Below are 22999 nucleotides of genomic sequence, written 5' to 3'. Positions count from 1 at the left end.
GAGTTATTACTGCAACAACGAAATATCCGCAACGCGCAGGAACAATTCGCGCAGTTTTTCCAGCATGGTCAGACGGTTGATACGCAGATCTTTATCATCAACCATAACCATCACTTTATCGAAGAAGGCGTCAACCGGTTCACGCAGTTCAGCCAGTTCGACCAGCGCATCCTGGTAACGACCTTCAGCGAAGTATGGCTCCAGCTTGTCGCGCAGTACAACCACCTGCATCGCCAGCTTAATTTCTTCCGGCTCTTTCAGGGTAGATGCGTTCACACGATCGCTCAGGACTTCGTCAGATTTCGCCAGAATGTTGGATACGCGCTTATTCGCTGCCGCCAGTGCAGCCGCTGCTTCCAGAGTACGGAAGTGCGATACGGCCTTCATACGGGCATCGAAATCTGCCGGACGAGTTGGGCGGCGCGCCAGAACGGCCTGGATGGTGTCGACGGTATAACCTTCGTCCTGATACCAGGCACGGAAACGGCCAAGCATAAAGTCGATAACGTCATCGACCACATTAGCGTTGGTCAGCTTATCGCCGTACAGACGCACCGCTTCTTCGGTTAGCGTTTGCAGATCGAGGTTCAGGTTCTTCTCGACGATAATACGCAACACGCCGAGTGCCGCACGACGCAGCGCAAACGGGTCTTTATCGCCTTTCGGATGCTGACCAATACCGAAGATACCAGCCAGAGTATCCATCTTGTCAGCGATCGCCAGCGCACAGGCCACCGGGTTAGACGGCAGAGAATCACCAGCAAAGCGCGGCTGATACTGCTCGTTCAGCGCGACAGCCACATCTTCCGCTTCGCCATCGTGGCGCGCGTAGTGCATACCCATCACGCCCTGAGTGTCAGTGAACTCGAAGACCATATTGGTCATCAGGTCACACTTGGACAGCAGCCCCGCACGGGTCGCGTGGTTGACGTCAGCACCAATCTGTTCAGCAATCCAGCCAGCCAGCGCCTGAATGCGGTCAGTCTTGTCGCGCAGCGTACCTAATTGTTGCTGGAACAGCACGGTTTGCAGACGCGGCAGGTTATCTTCCAGACGTTTTTTACGGTCGGTATTAAAGAAGAACTCCGCATCCGCCAGACGCGGGCGAACGACTTTTTCATTACCGGAGATAATTTGCTGCGGATCTTTTGATTCGATGTTGGCAACGAAGATAAAGTTCGGCAGCAATTTGCCGTCGTTCGCATACACCGGGAAGTATTTCTGGTCACCTTTCATGGTGTAAACCAGTGCTTCAGACGGCACCGCGAGGAATTTCTCTTCAAATTTCGCAGTCAGAACGACAGGCCATTCCACCAGCGAAGCCACTTCTTCCAGCAGGCTTTCGCTTAAGTCAGCGTTACCGCCAATCTTACGCGCGGCTTCTTCGGCATCGGCTTTAATCTTCGCCTTACGTTCTTCGTAATCAGCGATGACTTTACCGCGCTCACGCAGAATTTCCGGATATTGATCGGCATTATCGATAGTAATTTCCGGCTCGCCCATAAAGCGGTGGCCGCGAATCACGCGATCGGACTGAATACCCAGAATGGTTGCCGGAATGACTTTATCGCCCAGCAGCAAAGTCACAGTATGAACTGGACGCACGAAGTGTACGTCGCTTGCGCCCCAGCGCATCAGTTTCGGAATCGGCAATTTCGCAAGCGAAGTAGCTACCATGTTCGGTATCAGCGCTTCGGTGCTTTCGCCCTTCACGTGAGCGCGATACAGCAACCATTCACCTTTGTCAGTAGTCAGACGCTCAGCCTGGTCAACGGAGATCCCGCAACCACGCGCCCAACCTTCTGCAGCTTTGCTCGGTTTGCCTTCGGCGTCAAATGCCTGGGCAATTGCCGGGCCACGTTTTTCGATTTCACGATCAGGTTGTGCTTCCGCAAGGTTAGCCACTTTCAGCGCCAGACGACGCGGAGCAGCAAACCATTCAACAGTACCGTGTGCGAGACCGGCGTTATCCAGCTCCGCAGTAAAGTTCGCAGCAAAGGACTCTGCCAGGCTGCGCAGTGCTTTTGGTGGCAGCTCTTCAGTGCCAATTTCCACCAGAAAAGTTTTCTCAGACATGGCCGCCTCTTACTTGTCTTTGTTGCACATCGGGAAGCCGAGGGCTTCACGGGAAGCATAGTATGCTTCTGCCACTGCTTTGGTCAGGGTGCGAATGCGCAGAATGTAACGCTGACGCTCGGTGACAGAGATGGCTTTACGCGCATCCAGCAGGTTGAAGCTGTGGGCGGCTTTCAGAATACGCTCGTAGGCTGGCAACGGCAGCGGATTTTCCAGCGCCAGCAATTGCTGTGCTTCTTTCTCGTACTGCTCGAAGCAGGTGAACAGGAAGTCCACATCCGCGTATTCGAAGTTGTAGGTGGATTGCTCCACTTCGTTCTGATGGAAGACGTCACCGTAGGTGGTTTTACCCAGCGGGCCGTCGCACCAGACCAGGTCATAAACGCTATCTACGCCCTGAATATACATCGCCAGACGTTCCAGACCGTAGGTGATCTCACCGGTAACCGGTTTACACTCCAGACCACCAACCTGCTGGAAGTAAGTGAACTGCGTTACTTCCATGCCGTTCAGCCACACTTCCCAGCCCAGTCCCCAGGCACCCAGCGTCGGGTTTTCCCAGTTGTCTTCCACGAAACGGATATCGTGGATAGTTGGATCCATGCCCAGCTCTTTCAGAGAACCGAGGTACAGCTCCTGGATATTGTCCGGCGATGGCTTAATCACCACCTGGAACTGATAGTAGTGCTGTAAACGGTTGGGGTTTTCGCCGTAACGACCATCGGTCGGGCGACGAGAAGGCTGAACATAAGCAGCCGCCATCGGTTCTGGCCCCAGCGCGCGCAGACAGGTCATTGGGTGAGAGGTTCCCGCGCCGACTTCCATGTCCAATGGTTGAACAATGGTGCAGCCCTGGCGAGCCCAGTAATCCTGTAAGGTCAGGATCAAGCCCTGGAAGGTCCTGGTATCAAACTTTTGCATATTATTTCGTGCTGGATACGTGTGGATTTAAAGGAAGGGATCAGTATACCCGCTGGATGGAAGATATACAGTACGAAACGGGAAAAAGGCTGCGCTTAACGCATGGAAAGATGCAAAAAATGGCCATCCGCGTCAAAAGAACAGACAAACTGTTCTTTCCTGAAGGTATAACCACGCATTTCATAGCTCCCCTGGAACTGTTCAAACGCGATGACGTCGTTTTTTTGCTCGCCAGTGTTATAACGTTTTGCCACCTGCTCCTTGCACAAGATTTCCATATTCAACGAACGCAGCGGTTCAACCTTTACCCGTTGCGCTTTCTGTTCGGGTGGTGGTGCCGAACATCCCACTAACACAATGAGCGTCATTACCGGAAAGAAATAGTTCATCATCGTTAAATTACCGTCTGGTTTGCAGGTGAGTCTTATTATTAATATCGGTATAGTGGCTGGATCTTATAAATTTTCTCAAGCATCTCTAAGATGTAGTGATCAAACTCAGATTATTCCAGTGCATCAGCCGAATGATTTATCGGTCAGACTTTTTTTAACCAGATACAGAGACACAGATGCAGCCCAAAATTTATTGGATTGATAACCTGCGAGGGATAGCTTGTTTAATGGTGGTGATGATTCATACCACTACCTGGTATGTGACCAATACCCATAATGTTAGCCCTGTAACCTGGGATATCGCGAATGTTCTAAATTCGGCCTCTCGTGTCAGCGTGCCGCTATTTTTCATGATTTCCGGCTATCTCTTTTTTGGCGAACGTAGCGCCCAACCGCGTCATTTCTTGCGTATCGGCTTGTGTCTGCTGTTTTATAGCGTCGTCGCACTGCTCTACATTGCGCTGTTTACCTCCATCAATGTGGAGTTATCGCTGAAAAAACTGCTGCAAAAACCGGTGTTTTATCACTTATGGTTTTTCTTCGCGATTGCGGTGATTTATCTGGTTTCGCCACTGGTTCAGGTAAAAAACATCAGCGGTAAAATGTTGCTGGTGCTAATGGTGGTGATTGGCATCATCGCCAACCCAAACACAGTGCCCCAGAAGATCGACGGTTTTGAATGGTTACCAATTAACTTATATATCAATGGCGATACTTTTTACTACATCCTGTATGGCATGCTGGGCCGCGCCATTGGGATGATGAACACACAACATAAATCTCTATCGTGGATGAGTGCCGCACTGTTTATAGCGGGAGTATTTATTATCTCTCGTGGGACATTATATGAATTACAGTGGCGCGGAAACTTTGCCGATACCTGGTATCTTTACTGTGGACCGATGGTTTTTATCTGCGCAATCGCGTTACTGACTCTGGTAAAAAATACTCTGGATACGCACACTATTCGCGGGCTTGGGCTGATATCCCGTCATTCTTTAGGTATATACGGATTCCACGCGTTGATTATCCATGCGCTGCGTACCGGTGGTATTGAGCTTAAAAACTGGCCAATACTGGATATTATTTGGATCTTTTGCGCGACGCTGGCAGCAAGTTTGTTACTTTCTGTGCTGGTGCAACGAATCGACAAAAACAGATTAGTGAGTTAAGTAAAAACCCGGTCAGTGTGACCGGGCTTACGTGGGTTATTCGCTATATTCTTCCTGCACAGTCATCGTTTCTTTTGATGCGTTGATTCCGGCATCACGGATATTCTTCTGCACCGCTACCGTACCAAACAAGCTTAAAAAGAAGGCCAATCCATAAAAACCTTTTTCACTAAGTAATAACGTTGCATTCCACAGACCTACCATCAGTAAAGCGACAGAGATGATAAAGACCACCAGGCAGGTCATATAATAAATAGACGTAGTAGGAATGCCTTCATATTTATCCCGAACGGTCTTTTGATAGGAAGCTGCCGAAAACAGCCCTAACACCAACACGGCAAAATAATACCCTTTTTCATTTAACTGCATCTCTGCATTCCATAGCCCTAACAGATAGGTAACGATACCGCCTGCGAGAGCTATCCATGACACAATACCGAATGCTGGAGAATAGGTTGATATTTTGTTTTCCATCACAGATTTCCTTTCATTCCTGAATCATTAAGAGCTTTATGTCGATCATACCGTGCGGAACAAGCGCATTTGACCAAACAAGCAGACGAAAAAGGCGAGCGGATAGATCACCATCTCATACGCGTTAATGGGCGCATTTAAAACACCGATAAACAAAAGACCGATAGTGATTAACGCAACTAACTGGCAGACACGAATAAAGAATTCATCCAGTTGCCCAAGTTTTTCTGCGCGCAGATAGGCATAGTTGCCAAAAGTCCCCGTCATTAACACGCCAAGAAAATAGCCTTTGCCGCTTAACAATGGGCATGAGATCCATAGTCCTATCAGATAAACCAGCGCCCCGATAACAAATAATAGTTTTGCCACAGTCTTTGAGGTTTTCATAACGATCTCCATATCTACCTGCGATACATTACGAGTAACCAACAAAAGACAAAACTGAAAAACACCATTAACAAATGATTTTCAGAATAAATTCATATAAAAAATTAATAAATTATAAATATACATAGTTGTGAATTATCCCCCGTCACATAAGACAGGGGAAAATATTATGTCATCATCGGCAGAAGTTGCTGATAGAGACGACGGAAAGTTTCTCGTCGTGGCTGATAAGCAGCATAATGTTGTGCATCCGGCTGATGCGACTGTTCCAACGGCAGTTGTGGTAACAGTTCAGCGAGTGATTTATCTGGATTCATCGCAATCTGAGCCAGCCTCGCTGCGCCCAATGCAGGCCCCACATCGCCGCCTGTGCGGTAATCTAGTTGCTGACCACTGATATCCGCCAGCATCTGGCGCCAGTACTCGCTACGTGCGCCACCACCAATCAATGTAATACTTTGCGGTTGAATGCCGCAGGCATGTACGACATCCATACCATCGGCTAACGCATACCCCACGCCTTCCAGTACGGCACGCGCCAGTTCCGCGGGGCCGTGCTGATGGGTCAGACCGAAGAAAACGCCCTTTGCCTGTGGGTTATTGTGCGGCGTACGCTCGCCGGAAAGATAAGGTAAAAACCAGACAGGATCGACACTCTCATTAGCCTGCTGCGCTGCAGTAATTAAAGCGGGAACATCACCCATGCCGGTTAATTTCACCGCCCAGTCCAGACACGATGCCGCACTCAACATTACAGACATTAAATGCCAACGCTCCGGTAAAGCATGACAAAAGCTGTGTACGGCACTTTCCGGCTTGCTTAAGAACCCTTCGCTTACTGCAAAATAAACCCCCGAAGTTCCCAACGACAGCATTGCCTGGTTGGCATCCACCATACCCACACCAATCGCACCTGCCGCATTATCACCGCCGCCCGCGACAACTGGCACCGCCGCCATTCCCCACGCTTTTGCAACCTCGGGTAGCAAAGTGCCAGTAATATCGCTGCCTTCGTATAATGCTGGCATCTGATCACGAGATAGCTGGCAAGCCTCCAGCATGACATCACTCCAATCTCGCTTTGCGACATCCAACCACATGGTGCCAGCCGCATCAGACATATCACTAACAAACTCCCCCGTCATACGCAGACGCAAATAATCTTTCGGTAATAATACTTTGTCGATTTGATGGAATATCTTCGGCTCATGCCGCTGAACCCACAGCAATTTAGGCGCAGTAAATCCGGGCATCATAAGGTTGCCGGTAATCGTCCGCGATTGCGGAACTCGCGATTCCAGCAAAACGCACTCCTCTGCACAGCGCCCGTCGTTCCACAAAATGGCAGGACGTAGCACCCGCTGTTGAGCATCAAGTAAAGTTGCACCGTGCATTTGCCCGGCAATACCCAATGCTTTAACGTCTCGCAGAGAATGCTGCTCACCCAGGGTTCTCATCGCGCGATCAGTCACCTGCCACCACTGTTCCGGATCTTGCTCCGACCAGAGTGGATGCGGACGCGAAACGGTCAGTTTTTCCGTTTGCGAAGCGACCACCTCACCTTGCTCGTTGAGCAAAATAACTTTTACGCCCGATGTGCCAAGATCTATCCCGATATACATAGCGATCGTTCCTTAAAAAAATGCCCGGTATCGCTACCGATAACCGGGCTTGAGACTGCGCAATTAGCCGTTATCTGTCGAACAGATAATGATTTACCAGGTTTTCCAACTGCTCCTGGCGTCCACTCTGATGCACCGGAGCCAGATTATGTTCCTGAGCATATTTTGCTAAATCCACCAGTGACATTTGGCCTTTCAGGATTTGCTGCCCCAGTTCGCTATTCCAACCGGAATAACGTTGCGCTACGCGTTTATCCAATTCGCCGTCTTCAATCATGCGTGCTGCAATTTTCAACGCCAACGCCATCGTATCCATCGCCCCAATATGACCGTAGAACAGATCATACTTATCAGTACTCTGACGACGTACTTTGGCATCAAAGTTCAGACCGCCGGTCGTGAAACCGCCTGCTTTAAGGATTTCATACATTACCAGCGCGTTCTCTTCCACACTGTTCGGGAACTGGTCAGTATCCCAGCCAAGCTGCGCGTCGCCGCGGTTAGCATCGACTGAGCCGAACAGACCAAGCGCAATGGCGGTGGCAATTTCATGGTGGAAAGAGTGACCCGCCAGCGTCGCGTGGTTAGCTTCAATATTCAGTTTAATTTCTTTTTCGAGACCAAACTGTTTCAGGAAGCCATAGACCGTCGCGGCATCGTAGTCATATTGATGTTTAGTCGGCTCTTGCGGTTTCGGTTCGATAAGTAATGTGCCCTGGAAGCCTATTTTATGTTTATGTTCAACAACCATCTGCATAAAGCGACCAAGCTGTTCACGTTCCTGACGCAGGTCAGTATTCAGTAAAGTTTCATAACCTTCACGACCGCCCCACAATACATAGTTTTCACCGCCCAACTTATGCGTCGCTTCCATCGCGGTAACGACCTGAGTTGCCGCCCAGCTAAAGACTTCGGGATCTGGATTCGTCGCCGCGCCCGCGCCATAGCGAGGATGAGTAAAGCAGTTAGCGGTTCCCCACAACAGTTTCACACCGCTCTCTTCTTGTTTGCCAGCCAGCACATCAACCATTTGCGCAAAGTTATTGATGTACTCTTTTAACGACGCGCCTTCCGGAGAAACATCCACGTCATGGAAGCAATAAAATGGCACATGTAATTTGTGGAAGAACTCGAATGCGACATCAGCTTTACGCTTCGCCAGTGCCAATGCCTCGCCAGGTTGCTGCCACGGACGGTTAAACGCGCCTACACCAAACATATCCGCTCCATTCCAGCAGAAGGTATGCCAGTAGCAGGCGGCAAAACGCAAGTGGTCTTCCATACGCTTGCCCAGCACCAGTTCGTCGGGGTTGTAATGACGGAATGCTAACGGGTTAGAGGATTTTGGACCTTCGTAACGAACGCGATCGAGCTGGTCAAAATAGGCTTGCATAATGAACTCCATAATCAGGTAATGCCGCGTGTGATGGTTGATGTCGTAATATTGGGCACTCCCTTTCAGTTGCTCAATTATGTTATTTCACACTGCTATTGAGATAATTCACAAGTGTGCGCTAGCTCGCAAAATAATATGGAATTATGAAACTGGGTAATTCCTCGAAGAGAAAAATGCAACAAGTACAATTAAGCAACAAAAGTAAGATCTCTGTCATAAATCAAGAAATAAACCAAAAATCGTAATCGAAAGATAAAAATCTGTAATTGTTTTCCCCTGTTTAGTTGCTAAAAATTGATTACGTTTATCGCGGTGATTGTTACTTATTAAAGCTGTCCTCTAACAAAAGAAGGCCTCTACACCATGAAAATAAAGAATATTTTACTCACCCTTTGCACCTCACTCCTGCTTACAAACGTCGCGGCGCACGCCAAAGAAGTCAAAATAGGAATGGCAATTGATGATCTCCGTCTTGAGCGCTGGCAAAAAGATCGTGATATCTTTGTGAAAAAAGCGGAATCTCTCGGTGCGAAAGTATTCGTGCAATCTGCAAATGGCAATGAAGAAACCCAAATGTCGCAGATTGAAAACATGATTAACCGGGGCGTCGATGTTCTCGTCATTATTCCATATAACGGTCAAGTATTAAGTAACGTTGTAAAAGAAGCCAAACAAGAAGGTATTAAAGTATTAGCTTACGATCGCATGATTAACGACGCGGATATCGATTTTTATATTTCTTTCGATAACGAAAAAGTCGGTGAACTGCAAGCAAAAGCCCTGGTCGATATCGTCCCGCAAGGCAATTATTTCCTGATGGGCGGCTCCCCGGTCGATAACAACGCCAAACTGTTCCGCGCCGGGCAAATGAAAGTATTAAAACCTTATGTTGATTCAGGAAAAATTAAAGTCGTTGGCGACCAATGGGTTGATGGCTGGTTACCAGAAAATGCGCTAAAAATTATGGAAAACGCGCTGACAGCTAACAATAACAAAATTGATGCAGTTGTCGCTTCAAACGATGCTACCGCCGGTGGGGCAATTCAGGCATTAAGCGCGCAAGGTTTATCAGGGAAAGTGGCTATTTCCGGCCAGGATGCGGATCTCGCGGGAGTTAAACGTATTGCCGCGGGAACGCAAACCATGACGGTGTATAAACCTATTACTTTGTTGGCAAATACCGCGGCAGAAATTGCCGTTGAGTTGGGCAATGGTCAGGAACCGAAAGCAGATACTACGTTAAATAATGGCTTGAAAGATGTTCCATCCCGCCTGCTGACACCTATCGATGTGAATAAAAACAACATCAAGGATACGGTAATTAAAGACGGATTCCACAAAGAGAGCGAGCTTTAAGCGTTACCTCCCCGGCGCTGGCCGGGGGTGTGATTTCTCTCCATGCCGCGTGAATTGATTGGCTTAGGTGGAGTCGTTATGTCTTATCTACTTGAAATGAAGAACATTACCAAAACCTTTGGCACGGTGAAGGCAATTGATAACGTCAGTTTGCGGTTGAGCGTTGGCGAAATCGTCTCACTCTGTGGTGAGAACGGTTCGGGTAAATCAACATTAATGAAAGTGCTGTGCGGAATTTATCCTTCTGGTAGTTATGAAGGTGAAATTATTTTTGCAGGTGAAGTAATCCAGGCGAGCCATATTCGCGATACCGAACAAAAAGGTATCGCCATCATTCACCAGGAATTAGCGCTGGTGAAAGAATTGACCGTGCTGGAAAATATCTTTCTGGGCAATGAAATAACCCATAATGGTATTATGGATTATGACCTGATGACGCTACGCTGCCAGAAGCTATTAGCACAAGTCAGTTTATCCATTTCACCAGATACCCGCGTTGGCGACTTAGGGCTTGGGCAACAACAACTGGTTGAAATTGCCAAGGCGCTAAATAAACAGGTACGTTTGTTAATTCTCGATGAACCGACAGCCTCATTAACCGAGCTGGAAACTACGGTTTTACTGGATATTATTCGCGATCTGCAACAACACGGCATAGCCTGCATCTATATCTCGCACAAACTCAACGAAGTCAAAGCAATTTCCGACACGATTTGCGTTATTCGCGATGGTCAGCATATAGGAACCCGCGATGCAACCGGAATGAGCGAAGACGATATTATCACTATGATGGTAGGGCGAGAATTAACAGCACTTTACCCTAACGAACCACATACCACTGGTGATGAAATATTACGCATTGAGCACTTGACGGCATGGCATCCGGTTAATCGTCATATTAAACGGGTTAACGATGTTTCTTTTTCTCTGAAACGCGGTGAAATACTGGGTATTGCAGGGTTAGTCGGCGCCGGGCGCACCGAGACCATCCAATGTCTGTTTGGCGTCTGGCCCGGACAGTGGGAAGGGAAAATATTTATCGATGGTGAACAGGTAGATATTCGTAATTGCCAACAAGCCATCGCTCAGGGTATTGCGATGGTGCCGGAAGACAGAAAGCGCGATGGCATCGTTCCGGTAATGGCAGTTGGCAAAAATATTACCCTCGCCGCACTCAACAAATTTACCAGTGGTATTAGCCAACTTGATGATGCTGCAGAACAAAAATGCATTCTGGAATCAATCCAGCAACTCAAAGTGAAAACGTCGTCACCGGAACTTGCTATTGGACGTTTGAGCGGCGGCAATCAACAAAAAGCGATCCTCGCACGCTGTCTGTTGCTCAACCCGCGTATTCTCATTCTTGATGAACCCACCAGGGGTATCGATATTGGCGCGAAATACGAGATCTACAAATTAATTAACCAACTCGTCCAGCAAGGCATCGCCGTTATTGCCATCTCTTCTGAATTACCTGAAGTGCTTGGTCTTAGCGATCGTGTACTGGTGATGCATGAAGGAAAACTAAAAGCCAACCTGATAAATCATAACCTGACTCAGGAGCAGGTGATGGAAGCCGCATTGAGGAGCGAACATCATGTCGAAAAGCAATCCGTCTGAAGTGAAATTAGCCGTACCGACATCCGGTGGCTTCTCTGTGCTGAAATCACTGAATTTACAAGTCTTCGTGATGATTGCTGCAATCATCGCCATCATGCTGTTCTTTACCTGGACTACTGACGGTGCCTATTTAAGCGCCCGTAACGTATCCAACTTGCTCCGTCAGACCGCGATTACTGGCATCCTCGCAGTAGGGATGGTGTTCGTCATTATTTCCGCTGAAATCGACCTCTCGGTCGGTTCCATGATGGGGTTGCTAGGTGGCGTCGCCGCTATCTGTGACGTCTGGTTAGGCTGGCCGCTGCCACTCACCATCATTGTTACGTTAGTACTGGGGCTGCTTCTCGGTGCCTGGAATGGTTGGTGGGTAGCTTATCGCAAAGTACCTTCTTTTATTGTCACCCTGGCGGGCATGTTGGCATTTCGCGGCATCCTTATTGGCATCACCAATGGTACGACCGTTTCACCCACCAGCGCCGCGATGTCACAAATTGGGCAAAGCTATCTACCAGCCAGCACCGGTTTCATCATCGGCGCGCTTGGCTTAATGGCTTTTGTCGGCTGGCAGTGGCGCGGAAGAATGCGCCGTCAGGCTTTGGGTTTGCAGTCCCCGGCATCTACAGCAGTAGTCGGTCGCCAGGCATTAACCGCCATTATCGTTTTAGGTGCAATCTGGCTGCTGAATGATTACCGTGGCGTTCCCACACCTGTTCTGCTGCTGACGTTGCTGTTGCTCGGAGGAATGTTTATGGCAACACGAACAGCTTTTGGGAGACGCATTTACGCTATCGGTGGCAATCTGGAAGCCGCGCGACTCTCTGGAATTAACGTTGAACGCACCAAACTTGCCGTATTTGCTATCAACGGTTTGATGGTGGCCATCGCCGGGTTAATTCTTAGTTCGCGGCTTGGCGCTGGTTCACCTTCTGCGGGTAATATCGCTGAGCTGGACGCGATTGCAGCCTGCGTGATTGGCGGTACTAGTCTGGCAGGTGGTGTGGGGAGTGTTGCCGGAGCAGTAATGGGGGCATTCATCATGGCTTCACTGGATAACGGTATGAGTATGATGGATGTACCAACCTTCTGGCAGTATATCGTCAAAGGTGCGATTCTGTTGCTGGCAGTATGGATGGACTCCGCAACCAAACGCCGTTCCTGATTTTGATAAAAATTTTCTCAAAGCCGGTAACTTATTGCCGGTTTTGAGTTTTTTGCATGATTCAGCAGGAAAAGAACCATGTTTACTAAACGTCACCGCATCACATTACTGTTCAATGCTAATAAAGCCTATGATCGTCAGGTAGTAGAAGGCGTAGGGGAATATTTACAGGCGTCACAATCGGAATGGGATATTTTCATTGAAGAAGATTTCCGCGCCCGCATTGACAAAATCAAGGACTGGTTAGGAGATGGCGTCATAGCCGACTTCGATGATACACAAATCGAGCAGGCGCTGGCTGATGTCGACGTCCCTATTGTCGGAGTTGGTGGTTCGTATCACCTGGCAGAAAGTTACCCGCCCGTACATTACATTGCCACCGATAACTATGCGCTGGTTGAAAGCGCATTTTTGCATTTAAAAGAGAAAGGCGTTAACCGCTTTGCTTTTTACGGTTTGCCGGAATCTAGCGGCAAACGTTGGGCAGCCGAACGCGAATATGCGTTTCGCCAACTTGTTGCTGAGGAAAAGTACCGCGGAGTCGTTTATCAGGGGCTGGAAACCGCGCCAGAGAACTGGCAGCACGCGCAAAACCGACTGGCCGACTGGCTACAAACGCTACCACCGCAAACAGGGATTATTGCCGTCACTGACGCCAGAGCGCGGCATATTCTGCAAGTATGCGAGCATTTGCATATTCCCGTACCGGAAAAATTATGCGTGATTGGCATCGATAACGAAGAACTGACCCGTTATCTTTCGCGTGTCGCCCTCTCTTCTGTCGCCCAGGGCGCGCGGCAAATGGGCTATCAGGCGGCAAAACTTCTGCATCGGTTATTAGATAAAGAAAAGATGCCGTTGCAGCGGATTCTGGTTCCGCCTGTACGCGTTATTGAACGGCGCTCTACGGATTACCGTTCGCTGACCGACCCCGCTGTTATTCAGGCCATGCATTACATCCGCAATCACGCCTGCAAAGGCATAACAGTGGATCAGGTACTCGATGCAGTTGGCATATCGCGCTCCAATCTTGAGAAGCGTTTTAAAGAAGAGGTGGGTGAAACCATTCACGCCATGATTCATGCCGAGAAGCTGGAGAAAGCGCGCAGCCTGCTGATTTCTACTACCTTGTCGATCAACGAGATATCGCAAATGTGCGGTTATCCATCGCTGCAATATTTCTACTCTGTATTTAAAAAAGCGTATGACACGACGCCTAAAGAGTATCGCGATGTAAATAGCGAGGTAATGCTGTAGCGAGAGTGAAAAAGCGGTCAGGCATCATGAGAAGCGTTAACGTCGCATCAGGCAATGTTGCACAGCCACCTGACGCAGAGCAAAAGCCTTATCCGACCAACAAGTCGGATAAGGCTGAAAGGAATGCAATTACATATGTGCGGCGATTAACCGCTGGTTATCCTGGTACATCGCGAACAGGTAGTTGTTATAACTCTGCCCTTTCGTTGAATAACCTTTCAGCTTATGAATCATCGCTGTAGCGGTAACTTCCTGATCCGCTTTACGCAATTGCGCGCGCGATTTACGGAACGAAGCGTAAGCCGGGTGCGTATTCAGGTTAGTGACATAGGCGCTCACCGATTCTTTGACAGAACTAAATTGTGAGTATCCCTTCACTTTACCCGGTGCATTGGTGCAACGCCCTTTCATGCATTTCATGCCGAACAGGTTGTTGTTGCTACGCGCCAGTTTTGACGTACCCCAACCGCTTTCTGCCGCAGCCATCGTCGCCACCATGCTGGTAGGAATAATATCTACACGTTCAAGCAGCGTATTCCACGGGATTTTTCGCGTATTACCAGACCACTTCACCTTGTAGCGTTTGGCGATATCTTGCAAACGCGCACGCTCTGCAGGTGACCATTGTCCCTGGTATTGTTTTGAAATCAGCCAGTTACGTTCCGCCGTAATGGCAGCATTTTGGCTGGTAATATAGGGCATCACGGTCCGGAGAAACGCTTTTTTTCTTGGTGTTCCGGAAGGGTATTTTCGCAAATCAGGAAGTGAACTGCTCTTTGCACTATTGCGAGAATACTCTTGTTTACTGCTTACCTGTTTATTACTAGCTTTAGTTAAATGGGACTTCTGACTCGCTGTTGTTGTATGCGTCTTCGCTAACACCTCACTCGAAAACACCAGAGTGAGTAACATAAGAATCATCGCCCCATATCGTCGTATGGGAGTCAAAATCATCAGGTCTCCTGATCGGATTTAATCATTCAAACACCTTATACTCGTCATAGTTCAAGTTGCATGTACTGCGCAAACGCTGTTCAAAACACCCTCGGTGTTTTGTCCTGCAACTCGAATTATTTAGAGCAATATTTTTCCCAAATTTGAGAGTTGAATCTCAAATCATATCAAAAATAGCGGCCAAGAGCACCCCAAGGAATAGTCCAAATCTGAAACTATGTCACGCGGTAATGGTTCAGATTGGTGCTAAATCGCAGAAAATGTGGGGGTTATCGCAAAAAATAAGCTTAAATCTCAGGTGAAATACTCCCCCTTTCGTCTCATCCTGGCGCAATCCTCATCAGGGAGGAGTTTTACCAGTATTATCACTGGCAAACTGGTGAAATTCGCAGCAACAAGGACTCATCCGTTATGAAACTTGCCGTCTGTTTTCTGACACTCATTCCCGGCTTTGCCGTTGCCGCTGGCTGGACTTCTCAGGGATTTCCCACCTTTACTGAAGAGAGCACAGGAACATTTGTCAGCCACGCACCGCTGACCAAAGGTACGCGTTCGTTGACGCTGAATTTTAATCAACAATGCTGGCAGCCTGCGAATGCAATAAAACTCAATCAGATGCTTTCTCTGCAACCTTGTAACAACACACCGCCACAATGGCGATTGTTCAGAGATGGTGAATATAAGCTGCAAATAGACACCCGCTCCGGCACGCCAACATTGATGATTTCGATCCAAAACACTGCCGAACCAATAGCAAACCAGATCCATGAATGCCCAAAATGGGATGGACAGCCATTGACGCTTAATGTCAGCGCTACCTTCCCGGAAGGTACGGTAATCCGTGATTATTACAGCCAACAAATCGCGACGGTGAAGAACGGTCAAATAACGTTACAACCTGCCGCCACCAGTAATGGCTTGCTGCTGCTGGAACGGGCAGAAACCGACACGTCCGCCCCCTTCAACTGGCATAACGCCACGGTTTACTTTGTGCTGACAGACCGTTTCGAAAACGGTGATCCCAGCAACGACCAGAGCTATGGTCGTCATAAAGATGGCATGGAGGAAATTGGTACTTTTCACGGCGGAGATTTACGTGGCCTGACCAACAGACTGGATTATCTCCAGCAACTGGGCGTCAATGCCCTGTGGATCAGCGCCCCCTTTGAGCAAATTCATGGCTGGGTTGGCGGCGGTACAAAAGGCGATTTCCCACATTATGCCTACCACGGTTACTACACCCAGGACTGGACGAATCTTGATGCCAATATGGGCAACGAAGCCGATCTGCAAGCATTGGTTGATGGCGCGCACCAGCGAGGTATCCGTATTCTCTTTGATGTGGTGATGAACCATACCGGCTATGCCACGCTGGCGGATATGCAGGAGTATCAGTTTGGCGCATTGTATCTTTCCGGCGACGAGTTACAAAAAACGCTGGGCAACCGCTGGAGCGACTGGAAACCCGCAGCCGGGCAAACCTGGCATAGCTTCAACGATTACATTAATTTCAGCGACAAAGCCGGCTGGGATAAATGGTGGGGAAAAAACTGGATCAGAACGGATATCGGTGATTACGACAATCCAGGATTCGACGATCTCACCATGTCGTTGGCCTTTTTGCCGGATATCAAAACAGAATCAACCACTGCTTCTGGTCTGCCGGTGTTCTATAAAAACAAACCGGATACTCACGCAAAATCTGTCGACGGCTTTACCCCTCGCGATTATTTAACCCACTGGTTAAGCCAATGGGTTCACGACTACGGTATTGATGGTTTTCGGGTCGATACCGCCAAACATGTTGAGTTGCCAGCCTGGCAGCAACTGAAAACCCAGGCCAGCGCCGCCCTGAAAGAGTGGAAGAGCGCTAACCCTGGAAAAGCGTTAGATGACAATCCTTTCTGGATGACTGGCGAAGCCTGGGGTCACGGCGTGATGCAAAGTGACTACTATCGCCACGGCTTCGACGCGATGATCAATTTCGATTATCAGGAGCAGGCAGCGAAAGCGGTCGGTTGCCTGGCGCAGATGGATACGACCTGGCAGCAAATGGCAGAGAAACTACAGGATTTCAACGTGCTGAGCTACCTCTCCTCACACGATACCCGCTTGTTCCGCGAAGGGGGCGATAAAGCCGCAGAGTTATTGTTACTGGCGCCAGGTGCGGTACAAATCTTTTATGGCGATGAGTCCTCGCGTCCATTCGGTGCCACTGGTTCTGATCCGCTGCAAGGCACACGTTCGGATATGAACTGGCAGGATGTTAGCGGTAAATCTGCCGCCAGCGTTGCGCACTGGCAACGCATCGGCCAGTTCCGCGCACGGCATCCAGCCATTGGTGCGGGTAAACACACCGCATTGTCACTGAAACAAGGTTATGGATTCGTCCGTGAATACGGCGACGATAAAGTGATGGTCGTCTGGGCGGGGCAACCGTAACTTTTCCGGCTTCCCGCTTGCAGTATGCCGGGAAGCCACCTTTTAGTATAAAATGCCAGCATAAATAAAAAACTCAGCATAACACGCCAACCTCTTGCAGAAGCCCGATTTGCACCCTGGCAAATGTAGCGTTATTGTTACTTTCCTTGCTTCAGAGTTCGAATGATATCCCGCTATGACATTCTCCCTTTTTGGTGACAAATTTACCCGCCACTCCGGCATTACACTGCTGATGGAAGATCTAAACGACGGTTTACGCACACCCGGCGCAATTATGCTCGGCGGCGGAAACCCGGCGCAGATCCCGGAAATGCAGGACTACTTCCAGACACTGCTGTCCGACATGCTGGAAAGCGGTAAAGCAACGGATGCGCTATGCAATTACGACGGCCCACAAGGAAAGACGGAGCTACTGTCGCTACTTGCCGGGATGCTACGTGAGAAACTAAGTTGGGATATCGAACCACAGAATATTGCACTAACAAATGGCAGCCAGAGCGCGTTTTTCTACTTATTTAATCTGTTTGCCGGACGCCGTGCCGATGGACGGATCAAAAAAGTGCTGTTCCCGCTGGCTCCGGAATACATTGGCTACGCGGACGCCGGACTGGAAGAAGATCTGTTCGTTTCTGCGCGCCCAAATATTGAACTGCTGCCAGAAGGTCAGTTTAAATATCACGTCGATTTTGAGCATCTGCACATTGGCGAAGAAACGGGGATGATTTGCGTCTCCCGACCGACGAACCCAACAGGTAATGTAATAACCGATGAAGAGTTGCTGAAACTAGATGCGCTGGCAAATCAGCACGGCATTCCGCTGGTGATTGATAACGCTTATGGCGTCCCGTTCCCTGGCATCATCTTCAGCGAAGCGCGCCCGCTGTGGAATCCGAATATCGTGCTGTGCATGAGCCTTTCCAAGCTGGGTCTGCCGGGTTCGCGCTGCGGCATTATCATCGCCAATGAAAAAATCATTACCGCCATCACCAATATGAACGGCATTATCAGCCTCGCACCTGGCGGTATTGGCCCGGCAATGATGTGTGAAATGATTAAGCGTAACGACCTGCTGCGCCTGTCAGAAACGGTGATTAAACCGTTTTACTACCAGCGTGTTCAGGAAACTATCGCCATCATTCGCCGCTATTTACCGGAAGATCGCTGCCTGATTCATAAACCTGAAGGGGCAATCTTCCTCTGGCTATGGTTTAAGGATTTGCCGATTACCACCGAGCAGCTTTATCAGCGCCTGAAAGCGCGCGGTGTACTGATGGTGCCGGGGCATAATTTCTTCCCCGGGCTGGATAAACCGTGGCCACACACGCATCAATGTATGCGCATGAATTACGTGCCGGAACCGGAAAAAATTGAGGCGGGTGTGAAGATTCTGGCGGAAGAGATTGAACGCGCCTGGGTTGAAAGCCATTAATGAGACTGATGGCAAACGCAAAATAGCCTGATTCGCTATGCTTATCAGGCCCACACGAATTATACAACATATTGAATTTGTGTGATTTTGTAGGCCGAATAAGGTGTTCAGGCTGTATCCGGCATAAACAAAGCGCGCTTTGCCAACCCTCTGATTAATACGTTATTCCGGCGTTGAGAAGCGCCGGAATAACGTCTCAAACAGGTTGCTGCTGTAGTCGTTGACGCTGGATTTTCTCGACATCCATACATTGCAACGCCTGTGTCGGGCAGGCTTCAACACAAGCCGGTCCCGTCGCCCGATGCCAGCAGAGATCGCACTTAATCGCCCTCGCCTTTGCGCGCGATGAAACGACTTCCATCGCACCAAACGGACATGCCAGCATACAGCTTTTACAGCCAATACAACGTGATTGTTCCACGAAGATATGTCCATGTTCGCGGCGAATCGCGTCCACAGGGCAGACATTCGCGCACGGCGCATCTTCACACTGATGACAGGCTACTGCCGTGGTACAGGTATGGTCTTTGATGACACGAATACGCGAAATAAACTCGCCTGGTGACAACGCAGCGCAATCCTGATTCTCCTGATGCGACACTGCGCAGGCCACTTCACAGGTACGGCAACCGATACATTTCGTCGCATCCGCAATAATAAACCGGTTCATGATCACTCCTTTGCACTAAAACCGCAGCGTGCCAGAAAGCGCGCCATTATTGCTTTGATCCAACAAAGGGATTGTTACAGTTTTGTCACTTATCCCGGATATTATGTGATCACGCCCTGCTCCCGGACGGTAAATCCCAGCTCATTGGAGATAGCCTGGGCAGTTTCACGCAGTGGTTTCAGGAGATTCTTCTCCCCCACCTGTTTCAGACGCGACGTAGAAAGAGAGATAGATACGGCATACGGCACCCGTCCGTGAATATCAAATACTGGTGCAGCAACACAGGAAACACCGAGTTCATTCTCTTCTCTGTCCATCGCCACTCCACTTTCACGAATCTGCGCCAGTTCGTCAAACATCGCGGGCAAATCGGTAATGGTATTGCGGGTTAGCGGCTGGATCTCATTCAGATGGCTTTCCCAATACGATTTCACGTAATCCTGGTGACCAAATGCCATATAGATCTTACCCATCGCAGAGCAGTAGAGCGGCATATGCTGACCGATATAGGCGCGGGTTCGCAGCATACCGGTGGTAGGTTCGAGTTTATAAATCAAGATCGCGTGATCATCTTCGCGGCTGGAGAAGTTAATCGTTTCACCGGTGGCGATGTTCAGCGTCTCAAGATGCGGCGCAGCAATATGAATGATATTTAGCGATGACAGCGCCTTTTGCCCGACAGCAATAAATTTGGTCGTCAGGCGATAGCTGCCTGCTGCGGGCGCGGTGGTCACATAGCCACAGGACTGTAACCCCTGCAATAAGCGATGGACGGTGCTTTTATTCAGTCCAGCCAGTTCCGAGAGATGCGCCAGCGGACAACCGTTTGGGTAGTTGCTCAGGATCTCAATCAACATCAACCCCCGAAACAAGCTCTGACTTCCGGCAGGCCGCTCTTTATCCTGCGCTATCTCGTGCTCTTTTTTTCCCATCGCTTACCTCCCCTTTTTGGCGCGCCCTGATGGTAGCGCAAAGTGTGTCGCAGTTCACGATCTCAACAGATAAATTATAACTTTTTGATTTTTATGATTTTTGAAAATCATCAATCAGATTGCTTTGTTAAAAAGTGATCGATATATTTGAAATCAAATTTCGCATAGTGGAATTTTAAGCTAAAAAAGCGTTCAAAAAAACAAGGAAACCAGGGATGAAAGTGACATTTGAGCAGTTAAAAGCAGCCTTTAACCGGGTATTAGTTTCACGCGGCGTTGACAGCGAAACCGCCGATGCCTGTGCAGAAATGTTTGCCCGCACCACCGAATCCGGCGTTTATTCTCACGGCGTTAACCGTTTCCCGCGTTTTATCCAACAACTGGATAATGGCGATATCATCCCTGACGCCGGGGCCAAACGTATCACCAGCCTTGGGGCAATTGAGCAGTGGGATGCCCAGCGCTCAATCGGTAACCTGACGGCGAAAAAGATGATGGATCGCGCCATTGAACTGGCTGCACATCATGGGATTGGTCTGGTAGCGTTACGCAATGCCAACCACTGGATGCGCGGAGGCAGCTACGGCTGGCAGGCAGCGGAAAAAGGCTATATCGGCATCTGCTGGACCAACTCTATCGCGGTGATGCCACCGTGGGGTGCGAAAGAGTGTCGTATTGGCACCAACCCATTAATCGTCGCCATTCCTTCCACGCCGATCACCATGGTCGATATGTCGATGTCGATGTTCTCCTACGGCATGTTAGAGGTTAACCGTCTGGCGGGTCGTCAGTTACCGGTTGATGGTGGCTTTGACGATGAAGGCAATCTGACTAAAGAACCTGGCATAATCGAGAAAAATCGCCGCATTTTACCGATGGGTTACTGGAAAGGGTCCGGTATGTCGATTGTGCTGGATATGATCGCCACTCTGCTTTCCGACGGTGCCTCCGTTGCCGAAGTAACCGAAGATAACAGCGACGAATACGGCATCTCACAAATCTTCATCGCCATCGAAGTGGACAAACTGATCGACGGCACCACCCGCGACGCCAAATTGCAACGCATCATGGATTACGTTACCACCGCCGAGCGTGCTGACGAAAACCAGGCAATTCGTTTACCAGGCCACGAATTTACCACCCTGCTGGCAGAAAACCGCCGTAACGGCATCACGGTTGATGACAGCGTGTGGGCAAAAATCCAGGCGTTATAAGGAGACAGACCATGATATTTGGACATATCACGCAGCCTAATCCGTGCCTTTTACCCGCTGCCATCGAAAAGGCACTCGGTTTTCTGCGCACCACCAATTTCAATGCTCTGGAACCAGGCGTTGTTGAAATCGACGGTAAAAATATTTATGCGCAGATTATCGATTTAACCACTCGCGAAGCAGTAGAAAACCGCCCTGAAGTTCATCGTCGCTATTTGGACATTCAGTTCCTGGCGCGGGGCGAAGAGAAAATAGGTGTAGCCATTGATACCGGAAATAATAAAGTCAGCGAATATCTATTAGAACAGCGCGATATTATTTTTTATCACGACAGTGAGCATGAGTCATTTATCGAAATGATACCGGGTAGTTACGCTATTTTCTTCCCGCAGGATGTTCACCGCCCGGCATGTAATAAAAATGCCCCAGCGGCAATACGGAAAATCGTGGTTAAAGTAGCCCTCTCTGCTTTATAAAAAAGTTATTACTGGAGCACAAAATGAAAGCGAATAATGCCGGTTATATTATCGGCGCGTATCCCTGTGCACCTTCTTTTCACCAAAGAAGTGAAGAGGAAGAGAAGGAATTCTGGCGACAATTATCAGAGACCCCTGATATTCGCGGTCTGGAACAACCCTGCCTGGAAAATTTCCATCCTCTTGGCGATCAATGGTTACTCCGTCATACGCCAGAGAGTTGGCAATTTGTCGTCACCGCAGTAATGGAAACCATGCGTCGCCGCAGCGAAAACAACGGTTTTGGTCTCGCCTCCAGCGACGAAGAACAACGCAAGGCGTGCGTGGCGTACTACCGCCACCTGTTCAATAAAATCAACTCATTACCGGCTAATAAAGTGCTCGCACTTGAGATCCAGGCTGCACCATTAGCAACCAATCCCAATGTTATGCAAGCGACAGACGCTTTTGCCCGCTCGTTGAAAGAAATCGCCAACTGGGACTGGCCGTGCAAACTGGTGCTGGAACACTGCGACGCCATGACCTCCCCCGCTCCGCGTAAAGGTTTTTTGCCGTTAGAAAATGTTCTGGATGTCATTGCTGATTATGACATCAGCGTCTGTATCAACTGGGCACGTTCGGCCATTGAAGGACGCAATACCACATTACCGCTTACCCATGCCCTGATGGCAAAACAGGCCGGGAAACTCGGTGCGCTGATGTTCTCAGGAACCACACTCAACGGAGAATATGGTGAATGGCAAGACTTACACGCGCCATTCGCTCCTTTCTGCCCGCAAAGCCTGATGACCACAAAACATGTTAGCGAGTTATTTAATGTGGCAGAACCATCAACATTGCAATTTTCTGGCATCAAGTTATTAGAAATCCATGCTACTGCTGATGTTCATCACCGTATCGAAATATTACGTAACGGCATTCACTCTATGAATGAATGTCGTTAAATCGTTTCACTCATATATCGCATTAAATCTCTAATTAGTCGTTTCCAATAATTATTACGAATACCTACAACATTAATTAATGAAAACATATGACATAACAAGAAGG

Annotated in this window: 20 protein-coding genes; 10 read left to right on the top strand and 10 right to left on the bottom strand. The window is 49.0% G+C overall.

What is annotated here, in order from left to right; all coding sequences use genetic code 11:
- Window positions 1–6: 6 nt before the first annotated feature.
- The 3 genes from glyS to A9587_RS14755 all read right to left on the bottom strand — a co-directional run bounded on the left by glyS (window position 7) and on the right by A9587_RS14755 (window position 3389).
- Window positions 7–2076, bottom strand: coding sequence for a glycine--tRNA ligase subunit beta (glyS, locus tag A9587_RS14765; RefSeq protein ID WP_001291753.1), 2070 nt, complete (start codon window positions 2074–2076; stop codon window positions 7–9).
- A 9-nt stretch (window positions 2077–2085) separates the two neighbouring features.
- Window positions 2086–2997, bottom strand: coding sequence for a glycine--tRNA ligase subunit alpha (gene glyQ / locus A9587_RS14760; RefSeq protein ID WP_001168542.1), 912 nt, complete (start codon window positions 2995–2997; stop codon window positions 2086–2088).
- A gap of 95 nt (window positions 2998–3092) precedes the next feature.
- Window positions 3093–3389 carry a YsaB family lipoprotein gene (locus tag A9587_RS14755; RefSeq protein ID WP_105263522.1) on the bottom strand — a complete coding sequence of 99 codons (297 nt, stop codon included), beginning with the start codon at window positions 3387–3389 and terminating at the stop codon, window positions 3093–3095.
- A 176-nt stretch (window positions 3390–3565) separates the two neighbouring features.
- Between A9587_RS14755 and A9587_RS14750 the strand changes: the two genes are divergently transcribed.
- Window positions 3566–4561 carry an acyltransferase gene (locus A9587_RS14750; RefSeq protein WP_105263521.1) on the top strand — a complete coding sequence of 332 codons (996 nt, stop codon included), beginning with the start codon at window positions 3566–3568 and terminating at the stop codon, window positions 4559–4561.
- 36 nt (window positions 4562–4597) lie between these two features.
- Here A9587_RS14750 and yiaA read toward each other — a convergent pair whose 3' ends face one another.
- The 4 genes from yiaA to xylA form a co-directional block, all read right to left on the bottom strand.
- Entirely contained in the window at window positions 4598–5035 is a 438-nt protein-coding gene (gene yiaA, locus A9587_RS14745; RefSeq protein WP_001517324.1) for an inner membrane protein YiaA, read from the bottom strand.
- 45 nt (window positions 5036–5080) lie between these two features.
- The gene (gene yiaB, locus A9587_RS14740; RefSeq protein ID WP_001517325.1) at window positions 5081–5422 is read right to left on the bottom strand and encodes an inner membrane protein YiaB; all 342 of its coding nucleotides are present in this window, start codon (window positions 5420–5422) and stop codon (window positions 5081–5083) included.
- Between the two features lie 167 nt (window positions 5423–5589).
- Window positions 5590–7044, bottom strand: a complete 1455-nt coding sequence (gene xylB, locus A9587_RS14735) for a xylulokinase (protein ID WP_105263520.1) — start codon at window positions 7042–7044, stop codon at window positions 5590–5592.
- A gap of 70 nt (window positions 7045–7114) precedes the next feature.
- The gene (gene xylA / locus A9587_RS14730) at window positions 7115–8437 is read right to left on the bottom strand and encodes a xylose isomerase (RefSeq protein WP_001517327.1); all 1323 of its coding nucleotides are present in this window, start codon (window positions 8435–8437) and stop codon (window positions 7115–7117) included.
- A 366-nt stretch (window positions 8438–8803) separates the two neighbouring features.
- On the opposite strand from xylA, the gene xylF reads away from it, so the two are divergent.
- The 4 genes from xylF to xylR all read left to right on the top strand — a co-directional run bounded on the left by xylF (window position 8804) and on the right by xylR (window position 13832).
- A complete protein-coding gene (gene xylF / locus A9587_RS14725; protein WP_000694882.1) occupies window positions 8804–9796 on the top strand; it encodes a D-xylose ABC transporter substrate-binding protein in 993 nt (330 codons plus the stop codon).
- A gap of 78 nt (window positions 9797–9874) precedes the next feature.
- On the top strand, window positions 9875–11416 hold the full coding sequence (gene xylG / locus A9587_RS14720) for a D-xylose ABC transporter ATP-binding protein (RefSeq protein ID WP_105263519.1): 1542 nt from the start codon (window positions 9875–9877) through the stop codon (window positions 11414–11416).
- On the top strand, window positions 11394–12575 hold the full coding sequence (xylH, locus tag A9587_RS14715; protein ID WP_000045999.1) for a xylose ABC transporter permease XylH: 1182 nt from the start codon (window positions 11394–11396) through the stop codon (window positions 12573–12575). Before xylG ends, xylH begins: the two co-directional genes overlap by 23 nt.
- Window positions 12576–12653: 78 nt before the next feature.
- Window positions 12654–13832, top strand: a complete 1179-nt coding sequence (xylR, locus tag A9587_RS14710) for a D-xylose utilization transcriptional activator XylR (protein ID WP_105263518.1) — start codon at window positions 12654–12656, stop codon at window positions 13830–13832.
- A 129-nt stretch (window positions 13833–13961) separates the two neighbouring features.
- Here xylR and A9587_RS14705 read toward each other — a convergent pair whose 3' ends face one another.
- Complete coding sequence (locus A9587_RS14705; protein ID WP_001517329.1) at window positions 13962–14786, bottom strand: protein bax; 825 nt, start codon at window positions 14784–14786, stop codon at window positions 13962–13964.
- A gap of 411 nt (window positions 14787–15197) precedes the next feature.
- Between A9587_RS14705 and malS the strand changes: the two genes are divergently transcribed.
- Both malS and avtA read left to right on the top strand, forming a co-directional pair.
- The gene (gene malS / locus A9587_RS14695; RefSeq protein ID WP_105263527.1) at window positions 15198–17228 is read left to right on the top strand and encodes an alpha-amylase; all 2031 of its coding nucleotides are present in this window, start codon (window positions 15198–15200) and stop codon (window positions 17226–17228) included.
- 175 nt (window positions 17229–17403) lie between these two features.
- The gene (gene avtA / locus A9587_RS14690; RefSeq protein WP_000144329.1) at window positions 17404–18657 is read left to right on the top strand and encodes a valine--pyruvate transaminase; all 1254 of its coding nucleotides are present in this window, start codon (window positions 17404–17406) and stop codon (window positions 18655–18657) included.
- 196 nt (window positions 18658–18853) lie between these two features.
- On the opposite strand, the gene A9587_RS14685 is transcribed toward avtA, so the two are convergent.
- Both A9587_RS14685 and yiaJ read right to left on the bottom strand, forming a co-directional pair.
- Window positions 18854–19327 carry a 4Fe-4S dicluster domain-containing protein gene (locus A9587_RS14685; protein ID WP_001517331.1) on the bottom strand — a complete coding sequence of 158 codons (474 nt, stop codon included), beginning with the start codon at window positions 19325–19327 and terminating at the stop codon, window positions 18854–18856.
- Window positions 19328–19428: 101 nt separating this feature from the next.
- Window positions 19429–20259 (bottom strand): IclR family transcriptional regulator YiaJ, encoded by an 831-nt coding sequence (yiaJ, locus tag A9587_RS14680; protein ID WP_000516596.1) that lies wholly within the window; start codon window positions 20257–20259, stop codon window positions 19429–19431.
- A 215-nt stretch (window positions 20260–20474) separates the two neighbouring features.
- On the opposite strand from yiaJ, the gene yiaK reads away from it, so the two are divergent.
- The 3 genes from yiaK to A9587_RS14665 are packed head-to-tail and all read left to right on the top strand — an operon-like array spanning window position 20475 to window position 22893.
- Window positions 20475–21473: a 3-dehydro-L-gulonate 2-dehydrogenase gene (gene yiaK, locus A9587_RS14675; protein ID WP_000869057.1), complete on the top strand. Its 999-nt coding sequence runs from the start codon at window positions 20475–20477 to the stop codon at window positions 21471–21473.
- A gap of 11 nt (window positions 21474–21484) precedes the next feature.
- Window positions 21485–21949, top strand: coding sequence for a YhcH/YjgK/YiaL family protein (locus A9587_RS14670; RefSeq protein WP_000576113.1), 465 nt, complete (start codon window positions 21485–21487; stop codon window positions 21947–21949).
- 23 nt (window positions 21950–21972) lie between these two features.
- On the top strand, window positions 21973–22893 hold the full coding sequence (locus A9587_RS14665) for a DUF4862 family protein (protein ID WP_001517332.1): 921 nt from the start codon (window positions 21973–21975) through the stop codon (window positions 22891–22893).
- The last annotated feature ends 106 nt before the right edge of the window (window positions 22894–22999 follow it).

The organism is Escherichia sp. MOD1-EC6162, from assembly GCF_002965125.1.
GTDB lineage: Bacteria > Pseudomonadota > Gammaproteobacteria > Enterobacterales > Enterobacteriaceae > Escherichia > Escherichia marmotae.
The sequence above is the reverse complement of the archived record's forward strand: the minus strand, read 5'-3'. Positions and strand labels throughout refer to the sequence as shown.

What these genes read in the sequence shown, in the direction of transcription:
- glyS (WP_001291753.1), bottom strand. Translation starts at nt 2,076, where the DNA reads ATGTCTGAGAAAACTTTTCTGGTGGAAATTGGCACTGAAGAGCTGCCA.
- avtA (WP_000144329.1), top strand. Translation starts at nt 17,404, where the DNA reads ATGACATTCTCCCTTTTTGGTGACAAATTTACCCGCCACTCCGGCATT.
- xylH (WP_000045999.1), top strand. Translation starts at nt 11,394, where the DNA reads ATGTCGAAAAGCAATCCGTCTGAAGTGAAATTAGCCGTACCGACATCC.
- A9587_RS14670 (WP_000576113.1), top strand. Translation starts at nt 21,485, where the DNA reads ATGATATTTGGACATATCACGCAGCCTAATCCGTGCCTTTTACCCGCT.
- A9587_RS14750 (WP_105263521.1), top strand. Translation starts at nt 3,566, where the DNA reads ATGCAGCCCAAAATTTATTGGATTGATAACCTGCGAGGGATAGCTTGT.
- xylR (WP_105263518.1), top strand. Translation starts at nt 12,654, where the DNA reads ATGTTTACTAAACGTCACCGCATCACATTACTGTTCAATGCTAATAAA.
- yiaK (WP_000869057.1), top strand. Translation starts at nt 20,475, where the DNA reads ATGAAAGTGACATTTGAGCAGTTAAAAGCAGCCTTTAACCGGGTATTA.
- yiaB (WP_001517325.1), bottom strand. Translation starts at nt 5,422, where the DNA reads ATGAAAACCTCAAAGACTGTGGCAAAACTATTATTTGTTATCGGGGCG.
- yiaJ (WP_000516596.1), bottom strand. Translation starts at nt 20,259, where the DNA reads ATGGGAAAAAAAGAGCACGAGATAGCGCAGGATAAAGAGCGGCCTGCC.
- malS (WP_105263527.1), top strand. Translation starts at nt 15,198, where the DNA reads ATGAAACTTGCCGTCTGTTTTCTGACACTCATTCCCGGCTTTGCCGTT.
- A9587_RS14755 (WP_105263522.1), bottom strand. Translation starts at nt 3,389, where the DNA reads ATGATGAACTATTTCTTTCCGGTAATGACGCTCATTGTGTTAGTGGGA.
- A9587_RS14685 (WP_001517331.1), bottom strand. Translation starts at nt 19,327, where the DNA reads ATGAACCGGTTTATTATTGCGGATGCGACGAAATGTATCGGTTGCCGT.
- A9587_RS14705 (WP_001517329.1), bottom strand. Translation starts at nt 14,786, where the DNA reads ATGATTTTGACTCCCATACGACGATATGGGGCGATGATTCTTATGTTA.
- yiaA (WP_001517324.1), bottom strand. Translation starts at nt 5,035, where the DNA reads ATGGAAAACAAAATATCAACCTATTCTCCAGCATTCGGTATTGTGTCA.
- xylB (WP_105263520.1), bottom strand. Translation starts at nt 7,044, where the DNA reads ATGTATATCGGGATAGATCTTGGCACATCGGGCGTAAAAGTTATTTTG.
- xylG (WP_105263519.1), top strand. Translation starts at nt 9,875, where the DNA reads ATGTCTTATCTACTTGAAATGAAGAACATTACCAAAACCTTTGGCACG.
- A9587_RS14665 (WP_001517332.1), top strand. Translation starts at nt 21,973, where the DNA reads ATGAAAGCGAATAATGCCGGTTATATTATCGGCGCGTATCCCTGTGCA.
- xylF (WP_000694882.1), top strand. Translation starts at nt 8,804, where the DNA reads ATGAAAATAAAGAATATTTTACTCACCCTTTGCACCTCACTCCTGCTT.
- glyQ (WP_001168542.1), bottom strand. Translation starts at nt 2,997, where the DNA reads ATGCAAAAGTTTGATACCAGGACCTTCCAGGGCTTGATCCTGACCTTA.
- xylA (WP_001517327.1), bottom strand. Translation starts at nt 8,437, where the DNA reads ATGCAAGCCTATTTTGACCAGCTCGATCGCGTTCGTTACGAAGGTCCA.